Source organism: Streptomyces sp. IBSNAI002 (genome assembly GCF_052244475.1).
In the GTDB taxonomy this organism is placed as follows: domain Bacteria; phylum Actinomycetota; class Actinomycetes; order Streptomycetales; family Streptomycetaceae; genus Streptomyces.
The window spans coordinates 19,974-35,559 of the sequence record NZ_JBQPXG010000004.1 but is presented as its reverse complement, the minus strand read 5'-3'; the positions used below and the strand labels follow the sequence as shown (position 1 = coordinate 35,559).

At 71.2% G+C, this 15,586-nt stretch carries 14 protein-coding genes; 9 read left to right on the top strand and 5 right to left on the bottom strand.

Annotation, left to right across the window (positions count from 1 at the left end):
* Nucleotides 1-7 precede the first annotated feature (7 nt).
* The 8 genes from ACTVZO_RS41605 (at nucleotide 8) to ACTVZO_RS41570 (ending at nucleotide 9,229) form a co-directional block, all read left to right on the top strand.
* A complete protein-coding gene (locus ACTVZO_RS41605) occupies nucleotides 8-904 on the top strand; it encodes a hypothetical protein (RefSeq protein WP_443303800.1) in 897 nt (298 codons plus the stop codon).
* A complete protein-coding gene (locus ACTVZO_RS41600) occupies nucleotides 901-1,518 on the top strand; it encodes a hypothetical protein (RefSeq protein ID WP_443303799.1) in 618 nt (205 codons plus the stop codon). Before ACTVZO_RS41605 ends, ACTVZO_RS41600 begins: the two co-directional genes overlap by 4 nt.
* 305 nt (nucleotides 1,519-1,823) lie before the next feature.
* Nucleotides 1,824-3,926: an ATP-binding protein gene (locus tag ACTVZO_RS41595; RefSeq protein ID WP_443303798.1), complete on the top strand. Its 2,103-nt coding sequence runs from the start codon at nucleotides 1,824-1,826 to the stop codon at nucleotides 3,924-3,926.
* A 252-nt stretch (nucleotides 3,927-4,178) separates the two neighbouring features.
* Nucleotides 4,179-4,949 (top strand): hypothetical protein, encoded by a 771-nt coding sequence (locus ACTVZO_RS41590; protein WP_443303797.1) that lies wholly within the window; start codon nucleotides 4,179-4,181, stop codon nucleotides 4,947-4,949.
* Nucleotide 4,950: 1 nt separating this feature from the next.
* Nucleotides 4,951-5,451 (top strand): hypothetical protein, encoded by a 501-nt coding sequence (locus ACTVZO_RS41585; protein WP_443303796.1) that lies wholly within the window; start codon nucleotides 4,951-4,953, stop codon nucleotides 5,449-5,451.
* Nucleotides 5,452-5,466: 15 nt separating this feature from the next.
* Complete coding sequence (locus ACTVZO_RS41580) at nucleotides 5,467-7,581, top strand: hypothetical protein (RefSeq protein ID WP_443303795.1); 2,115 nt, start codon at nucleotides 5,467-5,469, stop codon at nucleotides 7,579-7,581.
* A 174-nt stretch (nucleotides 7,582-7,755) separates the two neighbouring features.
* Nucleotides 7,756-8,052 (top strand): hypothetical protein, encoded by a 297-nt coding sequence (locus ACTVZO_RS41575; RefSeq protein WP_443303794.1) that lies wholly within the window; start codon nucleotides 7,756-7,758, stop codon nucleotides 8,050-8,052.
* A gap of 67 nt (nucleotides 8,053-8,119) precedes the next feature.
* On the top strand, nucleotides 8,120-9,229 hold the full coding sequence (locus tag ACTVZO_RS41570; RefSeq protein WP_399455936.1) for a hypothetical protein: 1,110 nt from the start codon (nucleotides 8,120-8,122) through the stop codon (nucleotides 9,227-9,229).
* 150 nt (nucleotides 9,230-9,379) lie between these two features.
* Here the strand turns inward: ACTVZO_RS41570 and ACTVZO_RS41565 are convergent, their stop codons facing one another.
* The 5 genes from ACTVZO_RS41565 to ACTVZO_RS41545 all read right to left on the bottom strand — a co-directional run bounded on the left by ACTVZO_RS41565 (nucleotide 9,380) and on the right by ACTVZO_RS41545 (nucleotide 14,351).
* Nucleotides 9,380-10,585, bottom strand: coding sequence for a hypothetical protein (locus ACTVZO_RS41565; RefSeq protein ID WP_443303793.1), 1,206 nt, complete (start codon nucleotides 10,583-10,585; stop codon nucleotides 9,380-9,382).
* 136 nt (nucleotides 10,586-10,721) lie between these two features.
* Nucleotides 10,722-11,771 carry a hypothetical protein gene (locus ACTVZO_RS41560; RefSeq protein ID WP_443303792.1) on the bottom strand — a complete coding sequence of 350 codons (1,050 nt, stop codon included), beginning with the start codon at nucleotides 11,769-11,771 and terminating at the stop codon, nucleotides 10,722-10,724.
* A complete protein-coding gene (locus tag ACTVZO_RS41555) occupies nucleotides 11,768-12,406 on the bottom strand; it encodes a ParA family protein (protein WP_443303791.1) in 639 nt (212 codons plus the stop codon). Before ACTVZO_RS41555 ends, ACTVZO_RS41560 begins: the two co-directional genes overlap by 4 nt.
* Before the next feature lie 116 nt (nucleotides 12,407-12,522).
* Nucleotides 12,523-13,068, bottom strand: coding sequence for a GNAT family N-acetyltransferase (locus tag ACTVZO_RS41550; protein WP_443303790.1), 546 nt, complete (start codon nucleotides 13,066-13,068; stop codon nucleotides 12,523-12,525).
* Nucleotides 13,069-13,079: 11 nt separating this feature from the next.
* Nucleotides 13,080-14,351, bottom strand: a complete 1,272-nt coding sequence (locus ACTVZO_RS41545) for a hypothetical protein (protein ID WP_443303789.1) — start codon at nucleotides 14,349-14,351, stop codon at nucleotides 13,080-13,082.
* 220 nt (nucleotides 14,352-14,571) lie between these two features.
* Between ACTVZO_RS41545 and ACTVZO_RS41540 the strand changes: the two genes are divergently transcribed.
* Complete coding sequence (locus ACTVZO_RS41540) at nucleotides 14,572-15,582, top strand: zinc-dependent alcohol dehydrogenase (protein WP_443303788.1); 1,011 nt, start codon at nucleotides 14,572-14,574, stop codon at nucleotides 15,580-15,582.
* Nucleotides 15,583-15,586 lie beyond the last annotated feature (4 nt).

Genomic DNA, 15,586 nt, shown 5'->3' with positions numbered 1-15,586 from the left:
GTCCACCGTGTTACCGACCCTCCAGACCCAGCAGACCACCCGGGCCCGCCTGCTTACCGAGATGGGGCACCTGTTCGCCGCCGACGCCGGTCTCGGCGCCCTGGTCGCCTACAACGGCCGCCCCGACATGACCGAGGAGGCCAAGGAGATCCAGATGGCGTGGGCCCGCGCCCTGGTCGCCGTGCACGGCCACGACCGCGCTGCCTCCGTCTACGCCGAGTACGCCGACCGCCGCCAGAACACCGTCACCGAGACCGTCGGATCCTGGGGCAACCTGGTCCTGGCGTGCAGCCCGATCCCCCGCTGGGACCGGGACCGCCACGGCTTCCTCTGCTTCTCCTGCATCGACGCCTTCTCCACCGTCATCGCGGCCGACGATGAGCAGCTGTGCAACCCCTGCGCCCGCGAGCACACCGACGTCGAGACCACCCGCCCGCTCTGGCACGCCTACAGCCACAACCGGTTCCAGTTCCCTGGCCTGATGGGCGAGGAGCGCAAGACGGGTGAGAGCAAGCTGCTCATCCGCTACCAGGACGACGAGGAACGCGCCTACGTCACCGGGGAAGCCGGCCTGCTCACCGAGGGGATCAGCCCTCTGCCCGGCTTCACCCCCGTCTCCACACGGACCCACGGCGACAGCCGGGACACCATCAACCTCACCGTCGAGGCCCGCGCCGAGCACGTCCACCGCAGTGTCGAGGTCCTCGCCACCTTCGCCTACGACCCCGATCCCCAGCAGGGGGAGAGCCGCCCGTACGGCTTCCGCTTCGTCTCGGCACGGCTCACCGCCCGAGCCCGGAAGCTGGGCCACCTGGACATTGCCGACCCGGCCGTCACCGAGCACACCGACCTGTACCGGCTGCTCGACACCCTGATCACCCACCTGTACGGGAGCCAGAAGTGACCCGGCCCGCTCTGCCGCACCAGCTCCCCGAGCTGCTCGACGCCGCAGCCGACCTCCTGGACCACCTCGGGCCCACCGCCGGGCTGCGCGCCGGACTCCACCCGACCCTCCCCGAAGGAATCCGCCTGCTGGTGCAAACCGGGCTCCCTTACACCGACGAGGTCGGCCCCCTGGACCGTGTCGGCGCCGCGCTCAACGCACCGATCACCCATGACCACGCCCAGTACTTCGACCACTCCGAGGTGCACGGAACATGGAGGGGCACGCAGGTCTACGCCGGCCACCTGCACTCGGACCTCCAGCCCACCGTGAAGAAGCCGTGCACCCAGTCCGCCTCCGAGCTCGGCGGCCGGCTGCGCGCCCTCATTCCGTGGGCCCGGCAGGACTGGACACAGCATGCCGAGAGCCTCCACGTGTACGACGAGAACGGAACCCCCTGCGTCCACGTCGTCCTGAAGTCCAAGGACTCCCTGGACGAGGCTCTGGCCGCGCTCCTGGACGCCACCGGCCCCCTCCAGTACCGCCACGACCGCGAGCACGAGTTCGTTGCGCACGGCTCGGCGCTCCTGGACGACGGCACCGTGGTGACTGCCTCCGTCATCACGCCGAAGTGACCCGGACCGCCCCCCCACGCTCTGAACCGTGCGACTCCAGAGCAGGTGAGGCCCGCAGCGCTCGAATCGCTGCGGGCCTCACCGCTGTTCTACCCCAAGCAGGCAAGGGCACGGACACCGACGCCGCGTACTGACCCGGCGGCACGCTGGAGGGGAGTCACCCCGATCAAGGGCTCCCCTCCGTCATGCCCAAGGCCCTGCAGGTGTGTTGCTCCCCTCGCTTTCCGCCGGTACATCCCCGCCAGACAGAGCAGCACAGCCGCGGCCCACTACATTGAGCGCCGCAGCTAGCACTGGGGGTACGGATGGATGCCGACGGCACGAAGCGGGCGGGGACGACGAACGGGGCAGGGATCCCGCGGCCATCGGGGCCTGTACCCGGGCACCCCCCGAAGCCGGTGCACGCACCGGCTGGCAGCGGGCCGACGGTCGCGGACTGGCTACGCGTGCCCCGCACCTCCGACGGCCCCGGGGTGTGGACGTACGGATACGTGCCGCGGCCGGAGACGGCCCCGGAGGTCACCCCGACCCGGCAGCTGATCACCGGGGCGCTGATCTCGCTCGTGGCGGGCCTGATGCTCGGTTCGATGATGTGGAACGGCTACCTGGGGCCGTGGTGGTTGTGGCCGCTGTACTGGTTCACACCGGAGTCGTGGGCGGGCACCTACGCCGCCGTCGTCACCGTCTACCTCTGGTACGCCATCGTCCTGGCCGCCTTCGTCGTCGGCTTCGGCCGCCTAGGCCGCTGGCCAGAACTGCTGCGCCGCATCACGGGCCGCCCCTCCGGACCGGCCACACCGCCCGCGGTCCCAGCCCCGCGCGCCGCGGAAGGAACCGGTGCGGAGGACTTGGCCGCCTGGCCGCAGCTGCGCGCCGCCGGCCTCACCGATCTCGCGGACCTCCTGGCGGCTGAGGCGGCGGCCGGGCGGATGAACGACGTCGACTACACCCGGATCCGCCGCGCGTGGGAGGCGGTCAAGGCCGACCCCTCGAAGATGACCGCCTTCGTCCACTCCGTGCGCTCCAAGGGCGCAGCCGCGTGTGTGCACCCCTCCGGGGCGCGGGACCTGCCGGTCCGCTCCGCCCGGCACGACCTGCTGGCCCGCCAGGTCCTCCTCGGCACCGCCGACGCGGGGGAGCGCAACCCCTACGGGCGCCGCGGTACCTCGATCGCGCTCGACCCCGGCGTGCTGGGCACGTCCCTGCTGGCCGTCGGCCCGTCCGGGACCGGGAAGACGACCCGGCTGATCCGCCCGGTGGTCGAATCGCTCGCCCTGCAGGCGCTGGCCGGGCAGGCCGCCGTCGTCACCGTCGCCTCCGCCGGCGCGCAGCTCGGGCCGGACGGCGCGTACGACGTGGTGGTCCGCATCGGGGACCCGAACACGGTCTACGACCTCGACCTCTACGGCGGCACCACCGACGCCGACGAGGCCGCGACGTTCCTCGCGGAAGCCTTCGTCGGCGACGTCCCCACCGTCGATGTCCGCCAGGCCGCGACCATCCTGGCACAGCTCCTGGGGCCGTTCAGGGCCGCCTACACGCGGTTCCCCACCGTTCCGGAACTGCGCGAGCTCCTCGATCACGTGCCCGCCGCACTGGCTTCGCTGCGCGATGCACTGGAGGCGAGCGGGCAGCAGCACATGCTCCGCGAGCTCGACTCCCGAGCGCGCCAGCATGGCGGCCCTGGTGACCTCGCCCCGCTGCTCGGCAACCGGATCGCGCTGCTGGACCGGCCCGTCTTCCACGGCTTCTTCGACACCACCGGCGCGGGCCGGCCCTTCTCTCTGCGAGCCCTCGAGCACCCGCTCCGTGTCCGTATCGACCTGCCCGAGCGCTCCCACACGGACGCCTCCCGGATGCTGGCCCGCCTCCTGCTCGCCCAGTTCAACGCCTCCGTCGCCGCGCGCACCGACCGTTCGCTGTTCGCGTTCATCGCCTTCGACGACGCCGCCCACATCCTCACCTCCGCATCCGTGCGCGGTATCCAGCGCCTGCGGTCCGCCAACGCCGGCGTGCTCCTCGCGCTGCACAGCCTCGACGTGGTGCCCGAAGAGCTGCGGACCCCGCTGCTCGGCGCGGTCGGCTGCCGGATGTCCTTCGCCGGGGTGACCACCTGGGACGGCAAGCGCTTCGCCGAGACGTGGGGAACCGAGTGGGTGGAGACCCGCACCGTCAGCCACCGGGAGGTGTTCGCCGACCAGCCCCTGACCCGGGCCATCCACTCCTTCCGCAAGCTGGTCTCGGGCAAGGCCGTCACCGTTGACGCCGTCACCCTGCGCCAGGAGGAACGCGAACGCTGGTCGGCCTCCGACCTCGCCCACGCGGTGCCGCCCGGCCACGCCGTGCTGTCGCTGACCTCCGTTCGGGGGGAGCACGCCGCACCGCTCCTCGTACGGCTTGAGGGCTGAGTCCCCTCACGCTGCGACAGCGGTGCCACGGGCGGGTGACGTCTCGGCACTCCACGGAGCCCCAAATCTCCGTGTTCACGCCGGTACGCACTGCATATGGGCTGTGAGCTGCGGGAGTTGGCTGATGTAAGTCCTGTGTCTGCTCCGTCCCAGCGCCATAGATTTACGCGTGGTGATCGAACCGGCGCGACATGCGACCGCTGGTGAGCGCGGGGAAGAAGGCGCCGGTCCCAGCAGACCGAGGGGGCGCTGATGACAGACGGCCAGAGCGCCGGGTGGGACCCGGCGGAAGGCGGACCGTATCCGGTCGCGCCCCGGGTGCCGCCACCCCGCCCCGAGTACCCGCCCGCAAGCGTCCCCGACGACGTCGCCGACGGCTACGGATCGTCGTATCCGTACTCGCCCGCCACCCCCGACGGGTACAGCTACGAAGGGCAGCCGGCCTACACCCCGGCCCCCGAACCTGTCGCCGAGGTGGACTGGTGGCGCACCGCGGACCCGCGCGAGGACTGGGCCAGCCAGGAGCAGGGGCCGGGCCATGAAGTGCGCGAAGCTGCCTGGGAAATCGGCGTGACGATCGGTGAAGCCGTCGCCGCGCACATACCGGCCCCGCCGCCGACCGCCGCCGAGCAGGGCTGGCGCGGCCTCGACCTGGCCTGGCTCGGCCTGAAGTACAACCTGCCCGCGATCGGGATCGCGCTGCTGGTGACCTGGCGCGGGCAGAGCGGCGTCGCCTCGATGACCGGCTACATAGCCGAGAACGGGTTCCTCGCGCCGCTCGGCGCCGTGCTGCTGGTCGGGCTCCTCTTCGGTGCGGTGATGCTGCTGCCGCTCGGCGACTGGCTCGCCGCACTGCTCGCGCAGATCCTGCGGGGCCTGGCCCATCTCACCGTCCGGGCCTGGCGCGCCCGCTACATCGGCTACGTGCTGCGCCTGCTCGTCGCCGTCGCCGCCTGGTCCTTCGTCATCGCCGTGATCCGCCTGGCCGGCGGCGCGGTACTCAACTGGCTGACTGGAGCATGAAATGAACGACGTGGGGGCTACGGCCGGAGGACTCGGCGCGGTCGCGCTCGGACTCGTCTTCCTCTTCTACCAAATCGGCCGGTGGCGCGGCGGCGACCCCACGCCTCCCATCCACTTCATCGCCGGCGTCGCCATCGCCGCGCTCCTGCTGCTCGGCGGCGGCATCCTCGGCACGATGGGCGGCACCGCGGCCGCGCTCGGCGACGGCATCGGCACCTACGCGCTCGAAGGCGCGACCGGCGCGGTCGCGGCAGCTGGCCAGCACCCGCCGACCACCGGCGGCGAGAAGGTCGGCGTCGGCGGCGCGATCGCCGGCCTGTGCCTCCTCGCCCTGTACGCCGGTCTGATCAAGTCTGGCCGCTACGACCTCAAGTCCCCACTCCTGCGAGGCGCGCTCGTAGGCGTCTGGCTGGGCGCCTCCGCCGGCCTCATCGGCATGGCCCTCGGCCTCATCCGCACCAGCGGCAACACCGTCGGCAACATGCTGCTCGGCACCATCTGATCCAGGGGAAGAACAGTGGCGACAACGGGGTACACCGGCAACCGGGGGCTGAGAGCGGGATTCGCACACCTGCGGGCCGAGTACGGACGCTGGTGGCGAACCGAGGACCAGAGCGACAACCACATCGCGCACCGGGTCCTGAACGACCAGTTCCGTACGTGGCAGCGCTTCCAGCAGCGCCACAAGGGCGAGGTGCAGCAGAACATCGGGCTGCTCCAGCAGCAGCAGAAGTTCCAGCGGCAGTCCCAGATGATGCAGATGAACGCGCAGCGCCAACGGCACCGCCGGGGCGGCGCAGGCGGCTACGGGGGATACGGAGGCGGCATGGGTGCCTCCCCGATGATCGCCTACCGGATGATGCAGTGGGCTGGCCTGCGGATGCGCATCTCCCAGCAGGAGTTCCGCCATCTAGAGGTCACCCCGCAGATGCTGTCGGACGCTCGCGGCCGGCTCCGCTCCCGCCGTCACACCACGGCCTTCTTCACCATCACCGCGCTGCTCGCCCTCTGGATCGGCTTGTGGTCGCTCTCCTCGTTCGCGGCCTTCGTGGTCGCGGTCGGCGCCGCCTTGATCCTGACCCTCATGGCGTGGTCGGCAGGGCGACGCCCGACCCGGCGGCGGCCGCCCGTACCGCGGCTGCTGTTCGTGCCGCCCCGGCCGCCCGCGCACACGCAGCTCGCCGAAGCAGACCTGGAGCCGGAGCCGTTCGCGATCCGGGAAGCCGGCAACGACCCGCGGGCGGCACGGGAAGCGGTCCGCCGGGCGCTCAAGAAGCACAAGGCCGCCGTCGCCGAGGTACTCGTACCGGAACCGACGACCTACGGGTGGAAGGTGCCGCTCGTCCTCGAGTCCGGCACCGCCGGCCAGCTCATCAACGTGCTCAAGCAGGTGGCCACGACCCTGCGCGTGGGGGAGTCCCGCCTCCTGGCGCAGGCGTCCGACCCGGAAGATGCCGCCCTGGTCGACCTCAGGGTCCTCACCCGGGACCCGTTCGCCAACCCGCTGCCCTACCCGCAGCGGCCGCCGCTCTCGTGCTCCATCCTGAACCCGCTCAGCCTCGGTATGTCGCTGGAGGGCGAGGCGACACCGGTCGTCCTGGCCGGACAGCACGTGATCATCGTGGCGGACACCGGCGGTGGCAAGACCGCCATGGTCCAGACGATCGCCGAGTACGTCACGGCCTGCCACGACGCCGTAGTGGTCGACATCGACCCGGCCAAGCGCGGACTGAAGGCCCTGGCACCCCTGGCCGTGATGACCGCGCGGACCCCGGAGGAATCCGAGGCCGTTCTGCAGTCGCTCCTGGACCGGGCTCTTCGGCGGATCGCTTCCATGCCGCCCACCCAGGACATGTGGATTCCTACCTTCGAGGACCCGGCGATCCTCGCGGTCGTCGAGGAGTACCCCAAGCTGACCAAGCAGGGCAAGAAGCTGGCGGTCGAACTGCTGCGCCTGGGCCGGGAGGCGATGATCACCGAGGTGATCATCACGCAGGACGCCACCGAGGACACCCTCGGCGATGCCATCGCCGGTGTCCCCGGAGTGCGGATCATGATGCCCTGCCGCGTCGAGGACGTCCCCCTCGTAGTCGGCCGCAAGGACGCCGTCTCCCAGGGCTGGCTGCCGCACCTGCTGGTGCCCTCCCCGGAGAAAGACTTCCCCGCGGACGCCGGCCGGTTCTACTGCATCACCCCCCGGCACCGGGACCCGGTCCTGCGCTACGTCTCCCCGCTGCCCCCGGACGAGGCCGCCCGCCGTACCAAGGAACGCCTCGCCGCGGGCCGGCCCACCCTCGACCCCGCACCGCCCCCGCCACCGGCAGCACCCGCACCGGGCAGCCAGCAGGCGGCTTCCTACCCCCTGATCGCCCAACAGCTGCTCGCCGCGTTCGCTACGCACAGCAACCCCGAGCTTTTGACCCTCGCTCAGCTCACCGAGTTCCTGGTCGCATCTGATCCAGCTGTCTGGGGACGGTGGCGCGGTACGAAGAACGAGCGGACTCGGGTCGGGGCGCTCCTTCAGGTCGAGCTGAAGAAGGCCGGCCTGACTGTGGCCTCGATCCGCCGTACCGACCTTCCCGACCGCCCCATGGTCTATTGCCTGGCCGACGTTCTCCGGGCAGTGGCGTGATGTGGTTCTGCTGTGGACGCGGCCTGGCACGACGTGGTTATGGTGCGTCACCATCGTGGTTCGGAGCACTGTTTGGTGTGGCTGTGTGGCAGCCCTGCCACACCACGAATCCACATGGTGACCTGCGATGACACAGCAACCACAGCAGATCTCGACCCCCCGGCTGGAGGCCCTGTGACCCCGAATAATCCAGCTGGGCACGCCCGCGTGGCCGCCGACTGCCTCGACCGGCTTGTCCGCGAGGTCCGCGACGGCCGGGCCGAGTGGGGCCACCCGCACGCCGTGCGCCAGGCCGCCGAGGACCTGACCCGTGTCGCCGACGCGATCGCCACGGCCCTCCAGCAGATGGCCGCCGCTCTCGACCCGCGTGCCCCGCACACCGCCCGGTCCGCGGCCGCGCTCCACTCGGCCGGCCAGGCTGCGGTCACCACCGCGACCCAGCTCCGTCTCGCCCGCCGCACCCTGTACTGACCGTGACCGACCTAGGGGGGACCCCCGTGCACCCGCACACCATCACCAACACCCGCCGGAGGGTCTGATGCTGCCCCTCGACGATCCGTGCGACCTCGTCACGGGACCTGGCTCGGTCGCCTGCAACCGACCCCCCACCGGAGGGTCCACCGGCGGCCTGGTCCCCGTCGCCCCGCCCACCGACGGCACCACCCTGGACCCGCTCAGCGCTCTCGCTGACTCGGTGGCCAAGGCCGCCCACTGGACTTCTACCGAGCTCGGCAAGGTCGTCGCCGGCGGGAGCAGCGTCGACCTGACGAACAGCAGCTTCCTCGCGCAGTACGCGGTGGTGTTCGCCGCCTCCACGGTCCTCGTGTTGACCCTGTGGCTCCTCGCCGTCGCCAAGCGCGCGATCCGCGGCGTACCGATGGCCACCGCGATGTCCGAAGCCGTAGGGCTCCTCTGGCTCGCCGTGCTCGCCTCCGCCTTCACCCCGCTCGTCCTCTACGTGGTGATCGCCGCGGTCGGCTCCGTAACCGACGTCCTCTCCAGCGCCCTCGGCAACGGAACCACGAACGTCTTCGACTCCCTCGGCGCCGACCTCGAAGCCGGGAAGATCGGCGGCGGCCCCATCATCCGGCTGCTCGCCTCCCTCGCCACCATCGCCCTCTGCGGCGCCCTGTGGGTCCTGCTGCTCCTGCGCGACCTCGGCCTGTACGTCGGCGCACTGCTGTCCGTCGTGGTGTACTCCGGACTCGTCTCCAGGGACTGGTGGGGCAAAGTCCGCCGATGGGCGGGAGTGATGGTCGCTCTCATCATGGTCGAGCCCGTCATCGTCATCATCGTGGGCCTGGCCTCCGCCCTCCAGACCAGCCCGGACCACAACAACATCGCCGTCGGCCTGGCCGTCACCGTCATCGCCGTACTCGTCGCCGTCCAGCTCATCTGGAAAACCCCCGGCATCGGCGACGGCGTCAAAGCCTCCATGGCCGTCGGCCGGACCGTGCGCTCCGCCGCAGGCGCCGTTACCGGCGGTGGCGGATCCGCCGCCGCCGGCGTCCAGCGCGGCATCAGCACCCACGCCGACCGCGGCAACACCCCCCGCGGCGGCGGCAGCATCGGCACCCAGAAAGCCCCGAACAACGTGGCCGGCGGGATCGCGGCCCACTCCCAGCGCACCCCGAAGAAGAAGGACTAGCAGCTCCAGGTCGAGGGTTTCAAAGACAGGCCCGCGTACGAGGCGGCCCGAGTGGCTCCGGCGGATACGCCGGAGCCACTTTGTGTCCCACCGGAAGGGCTGCCGCCGGGTGAACACCCTCTCGGCGGCATCCGCTTCGGCACGCGCGGGTCAGCGTTTGCGCTGCATCCACTGCCGCAGCCGGGAGAGCGGCCCGCGTGGCTGCGGCAGCGGGACCGGCGGAACGTAGGGCGCGTGCACCGGCACCGGCGGAATCACGGGAGGCTGCCGAACCGGCTCGGGCCGCTCCGGCAGAGCCCCTGTCGTGACGGCGGGCTCAGCTGGCGCAGGGGGCGGTACGACCGGCCTGGGCGCCGGGGTCAGCACAGGAACCGCTTCAGCGGGAGGGGGCTGGCGGAGAACTTCGTCTCGCTCTCGGGCGAGCCGGCGGGCGGTGGCCCACCGAGCCCCTTGGGACCGCTCGAGCCGTTCCATGATCTCGTGCGCCTCGGCAGGATGGAATCCCACTCGGTTCGCCCGGAGCGAGGAGAGGCCGATGGGGACGAGGCCCCACCACTGCGCTCCCGGCAGCGGGCGGGGGTGGCTGATCTTCCAGTCGCGGCGGCGCCAGGCGACGTCGCCACCCCAGTCTTCTCCGGCCTTGATCGCATGTACGTGCTCATGGCCGCCGTAGGGGATGTAGACCGTGGCCCCGTTGATCCAGTAGACGGAGCCGCCCAAGGCGACGATCTGGAGGTGCTGCTGGGTGGGCCGCACCCGCATGTGCCGCACGGACGCGGGAGCGCCCGCGGGCCATACGGTCTTGTCCCGGAGGCCGCCCTGGCGGAAGTGGTGCTCGTCCTCGGTGAAGAACCAGACGTGGGCGGCGCCGGATCCGTACCGTGCCCGCACGGCGTTCACCCGGCGCTGGACGCCGTGTTCATCGAGCGGCCCGCGTGGGCACTCGATGACGATGGTCTGGCCGCCTTCCGTCGCGACGATCACGGCCGGCGGCGAAGGTTCGCCGGGGAGCTGCGGCTCGGGGCACTCGATGAGGGTGTGTGCGCCGGGCCACGCCTTCGCCAGGTGGTCCCGGAGGTCGATGACGACCTGGAGGTCCGCCTCGACCTCCCGCTGGACACCGGCCCGTGCCGGGCATCCGTCGGGCTGCGCCTCGGAGCTGTGGCCGTGGGAGAAGCGAGGGGCGTAGGACGAGTGAGGGCCGCTTCGGCGGGAGAGTCCCACGGATTCTCCGCAGCTCATGCAGCGGTACCGGCCGGAGGAAACTGGGCCGGGGGCAAAAAGGTCCGCGCTGCCCGGGTCCGCGGTCAGTGTGACGAGCTGCCCCGTGACGGTGTCGCGCGCGTGCAGGGTCATGGCACCGATGATCCACTCCCTGCAGGAGCGGGTCAGCCCGATCCTCGGATTGCGCCGGATCATCTCCGCGATAGAAGGCGAATCGGGGCCACCCGGATTTGGGTGGCCCCGATCTTGGTGTGAGTCTCTGCCGGAGTTACCGATTCTTGAGGATCTCCGCGGCAGCATCGGCCAGCCTGCGGGCGGTCCGCTCGATCTCCTGGAGGGTTGCGGTGCTCGCACCCTGCAAGACCCCGGCGGTGACCATGCCTTCGGCCATGCCCTCCAGAACGCTCCATGCCCGGATGGCGCGTTCTTCCCCGACCCCGTCGCCGTCGTGCGACGGGGTCTGAACCTCAACCATTTCGTTCAATGTTGAATCACCCAAATTTGGGTGATTCAACATTGAACTAATGTTTTTGGGTGTCGATTCTTCGCTGCCGTCCGCGGGCACGGACGCGTCCCGCGCAGGAGTCGGAGCCGCCCGCCGGCTCGCGGTCAGCTCGGACTGGCGCTGGAGGTCCTCACGCACCTGAGTCAGGGTCTGGGCGGTCAGCGCCGGCGGCGGGGTCTTCGATCTCACCGCGGACCGGGCCTTCTTCACCCACCCGGTGAGATCGGCGGCGGTGATCCTCATTCCGTTCTCGGCCGCCCACCCCCGCAGCTCAACGTATCCGCGGGCGAGCTGCTCCTCGCCGTACGCCTCCACGGCCGGGAGCAGGGCCTGGAGATGAGATGCCGGCGTCGGGCGGGTCCAGAGCTGGGAGACCTCGCGGGCCAGCTGCCACTGCTGGATGCGCCGGTTGACCTCGGACTCGGACTCTCCGAGGACCTCCTCGCAGTAGTCCGGCCACAGCCGGCCGTCGGCTCGGTACAGCCGACGCGACCGGACCGCGTGCGCGGCCTTGCCGCGCATCCACTCGGCCTGGTCCGCGTAGGCGAAAGCCTTCTCGCAGTTCGCGAGATCGGCGCTCTCCTCCGGGGTCAGGTTCCCCTCGGCCTCGATCTCCTTCGGCTCGGGGATCAGGTCGGGGGTGAAGGGCTGCGGCCGGTATGCCGGCGCCTCGATGGCCGCGTTAGGCCGGGCGGGGGTCGGCTCCGCGCTGGGACCGGGAACCGTCGCAACGGCGGAGTCCTGGGCAGCCTGCTGTTCCTTCGCGAGGCGCTCCGCCTGCTGCTTCTTCATGAGCTTCATGTACTGGCTCACGGCAGCAGCCCCCGCTCGGTCATCTCGGTCACCAGCGCGCCGAAGGCGCTCTTCTTCGCCCCGATGACGGGGAAGTTCATCGACAGGGCGAACATCTCGGCGCGGGGGATGACGGTGGTGAACACGTTCCAGCCCGTGGCCTCCAGCTCGCCGCGGTAGTGCGCCGTAGAGGAGGCGTTGGTGACGGTGCGGTTGAGTAGCACCCACGTCTCCGGGGGCTTGCCGCTGGAGCGGAAGAGACCGGCCCTGCGGATGATGTCCTGGAACGGAGTGGCCTCCGGGGGCTTGCTCACCCGGAGCCAGTCCGCCTGGGTCGGGGACATGTGCAGGATCACCAGGTCCGCGACGCGCAGCACGCTGTCGGTGATGTGGGGGTGGTTCTCGGCGTGCCCGCAGTCCACGATGCTCAGCCGGCCCGGCGTCGGGACGAACTCCTCGTGGAACTGCGCGGTCGCCTTCTTGTGGACTTCGAAGTCGAACGGTGCCTGCTTCGACCAGTCCCAGAACTGCATGGAGTGGTCCGCGTCGTACCCCTCGATCTCGTACGCGGCATCGGACTCCATCAGGGCGTGACTGAGCCACGCCGTGTCGGTCGTCTTCGCCATCGTCCTGGGGGACACGTTCGCAATGAGCATGGTCCCGACCCTATGGCCATTGCTGAGATCAACACATCACCCCACCCCGGCACGGGCGTGTGGCCTGCCCCATACGGACGGCGCTAGGCGTCAAAGGATCCGTCAGCGAGCCGGTTTCAGGGACCAGCACGCAGGAGCAGCAGGTCGAGTTCGGGTCCGTCCGGGCCTGCTTTGTAGGGGCCGGCGTACTGGTAGCCGAGTTGGCGGTAGAGGTGTTGGGCGGGGGCGCCGGGCATGGCGAGGAGGGAGACCCACTGGGGGCGCAGTGCCTCGAGGAGGGCGTGGTGGATTTGGGTGCCGATGCCGTGGCCTTGCCAGCCGGGGCGTACCGCGAGTTCGCAGATTCCGGCGAGGGAGTCGGTGGTGCGGGCGTCTTCGGGGGTGATGTGGGCGAGGAGGGCTTCGCCGTACCAGTAGGCGGGGGTACAGCGGAAGCCGTAGCCGTAGCCGACGAGGTGGCCGTCGGTGTAGGCGGCGATGAGGGTGAAGTCGTCGCGGCGGGCGTGCCCGAGGATCTGACGGCGCAGGGCGTCGGGGGTGAAGCCGGCGTCGGCAACGTCGGGGTGTTCGGCATGGGCGTCGGCCCAGGTGTCGACGAGGGTGTCGAGGAGGAGGTCGACGTCGCCGGCGCCGTAGCGGCGCAGGGTCAGGGAGTCGGGCATCGGCGGTCCCTTCAGGCCGCGGGGACGGCGGCGCGGTAGGTGTCGAGGTATCCCGCGACGGCGCGAGTGTTGTGGTGGGGCTGGAGGGTTCCGGCGATGTCGCGCAGGGAGCGCAGGAGCCGTTCGGAGCGGACGTCGGGCAGGTAGCCGAGGGTGCGGTGTGCGGCGTCGGCGGCGGCGTCGAGGTCCGGGGTGTTCTTGCGGGCGTGGTGGAGGGCGATGTCGGCGGTGTAGAGGGCCCGGTTGCGGGGGTGGCCGCCGGCGAAGAGCATCACGGCCTGTTCGGCTCCGCCGGCGGCGCGCTCGTGCTGGCCGAGGTCGGCGCGGCAGAGGGATTCGAGGCCGGCGAGTTCGGCGGGGACGTAGAAGGCGAGCCAGCCGGGGTCCGTATCGCGCGGTCCCTGGGCGTAGAGGTGGTGCGCCTGGACGAGGGCCTGCTCGGTCAGGGTGCGGTCGCCTTGGAGGGCCCAGCCGCGGGCCTCGCGCATGGCGAGGAGGGAGAGCCAGCGGGGGGAGCCGAGCGGGACGACGAGACGCTGGGCGACCTGGGCGGTGGTGACGGCTTCGCGGGGCCGGCCGGTGGCGTGGGCGAGGAGGGACAGGCAGGCGAAGGCGTGGGCTTCGAGCCCGGGGTCGTCGGCCTGGCGGGCGGACGCGAGGGCCTCGGTGTAGTGGGAGCGAGCGTCGTGGGGGCGGCCGGAGTCGAGGGCGAGCCATCCGGCGGCGACGGAGAGGTTGCCAGTGGCGGAGTGCAGGCGACGACCCATGGGTTCGCTGTAGCGGCCCTGCCTCAGCCAGACGTACGCGGTGTTGAGCGTGGTGGTGGCCTGGCGTCCGAGCTCGGCGGAGCCGTGATCGCGGTCCTCGGTGTAGAGGGCGTGCTCGGCGTCGCGTAGCAGCTGGAGGTGGTCACCGCCGAGGGCGGGTCCGCCGCGCGCGGGCTGGGTGGCGGCCAGCAGTGCGGCGCCGGTTCCCAGGAGCATGGTGCGTCGCCGCATGTCCTCATCCTCGCCTTCCGTCGTACGCCCGGCCGTTCGCGGGGCGGGCAGAGTGAACCCGAGCTCGGCGACGGTCCGGCCAGTGACCCGGTGCAGCAGACGCCGGTACTGCGGGGAGGGGCAGGCGGTGGTGCCGTCCTCCCAGGTGGCGATCGTCCGGGTGACGCAGTGGACCGGTTCGCCATACTCGATCGACTGCTTCACGAGGAACTCGGCGGCCTCGCGGCGGCCCATCTGCCATTCCTTCTCGCGTACGCGCCGGAAGGTGTCGTTCGGCTTGCCCATGGGGACCCCCGCGCCGTAGCCGCGCCGAATTCTCTGCCTCGACGGTAGCGGCCCGCTCACCTACGGCGACAGGCCCAGAGAGCTGGAAATGGGTGGCCAAGGCGCCGATTTCATCAGCATTTCCAAGCTGCCTGACATCGCATCACCCCTGCTCCAGCCGCTTCTCTGATCCCGGCCTCAGCAACCGCCCGGGAAGGGCACAGCCAGAAGGGGGAACCGTATGAGCGCGCCAGCACGTGCATGGAGGATTCTCGGCGGAACGCCGGAACTCGCGGACGCACCCGTCAGGTCCGCTTCCCTGCCCCATGGAGACATCGCCGTCCAGGTCGCGTACGCGGGTGTCTGCGGCAGTGACCTGCCCAAGCTTTCTCCGGCCTGGCCCGGGCCGGTGCCCGTGCCCTGGTTCCCGGGACACGAGATCGTCGGCACGGACACGAGGTCGGGCGACTGGGTCGTCGTCGACCCGCTGATCGGATGCACGCGGTGCGGGGACTGCCGGAGCGGACGGCCGCAGTTGTGCCGTGACCTTCGACGGATCGGCTGGGATCTCCCCGGTGGATTCGCCGACGTGGTGCGGGTGCCGGAATCCAGCGTGGTGAAACTACCTGCCCTGCGCGACCCGGCGCACGGGGTGCTGGCCGATCCCATGGCGGTGGCCGTGCACGGCGTCCGCTGCGGCCTGCCCGCCCCGCACGGGCGGCTCGGCGTCATCGGCTCGGGAGCGCTGGGAATCTGCACTGCGGCCTGCGCCGTGGCCGCGGGCTGGGACGTCCACCTCGCGGTCCGCTCCACCGCACGGCTCGAGCAGTTGAACGCCGCCGTCGCCGGGCCCGGCCTCACCATCCACCACGGCGCCCTGCCGCCGTGCGACGCGGTGGTGGACGCCGCTACCGGGCAGGACGACACCGCGCTGCGCCAGGCCGCCGCAGCAGTACGGGACGGGGGAACGGTCCTCGTCCAGAACGCCTACGCCCCCGGTATCACCCTCTCGGTCCCGCTCCGCGATCTCTTCCGCCGCTCGGTCACCCTGCGCGGCTCCTTCTCGTACTGCCGGGCCGGCGGTCGCGACGACTTCCGTGACGCTCTCACGCTCCTGGAAGCGGGCGGCGCCTGGGCCGACCTCCTGACCCGCCACCGCTACCCCCTGGGCGAACTCGCCCGCGCCCTGGAGGCGATCCAGCACCCGGGCCCGGAACGCCCGATCAAGGTCCTGCTGACCCCGCACCCCTGACCAG

Excerpts from the sequence above, each read along its gene's own strand:
- ACTVZO_RS41595 (WP_443303798.1), top strand. The coding sequence starts at position 1,824 with ATGGATGCCGACGGCACGAAGCGGGCGGGGACGACGAACGGGGCAGGG.
- ACTVZO_RS41590 (WP_443303797.1), top strand. The coding sequence starts at position 4,179 with ATGACAGACGGCCAGAGCGCCGGGTGGGACCCGGCGGAAGGCGGACCG.
- ACTVZO_RS41585 (WP_443303796.1), top strand. The coding sequence starts at position 4,951 with ATGAACGACGTGGGGGCTACGGCCGGAGGACTCGGCGCGGTCGCGCTC.
- ACTVZO_RS41570 (WP_399455936.1), top strand. The coding sequence starts at position 8,120 with ATGCTGCCCCTCGACGATCCGTGCGACCTCGTCACGGGACCTGGCTCG.
- ACTVZO_RS41565 (WP_443303793.1), bottom strand. The coding sequence starts at position 10,585 with ATGACCCTGCACGCGCGCGACACCGTCACGGGGCAGCTCGTCACACTG.
- ACTVZO_RS41555 (WP_443303791.1), bottom strand. The coding sequence starts at position 12,406 with ATGCTCATTGCGAACGTGTCCCCCAGGACGATGGCGAAGACGACCGAC.
- ACTVZO_RS41550 (WP_443303790.1), bottom strand. The coding sequence starts at position 13,068 with ATGCCCGACTCCCTGACCCTGCGCCGCTACGGCGCCGGCGACGTCGAC.
- ACTVZO_RS41545 (WP_443303789.1), bottom strand. The coding sequence starts at position 14,351 with ATGGGCAAGCCGAACGACACCTTCCGGCGCGTACGCGAGAAGGAATGG.
- ACTVZO_RS41540 (WP_443303788.1), top strand. The coding sequence starts at position 14,572 with ATGAGCGCGCCAGCACGTGCATGGAGGATTCTCGGCGGAACGCCGGAA.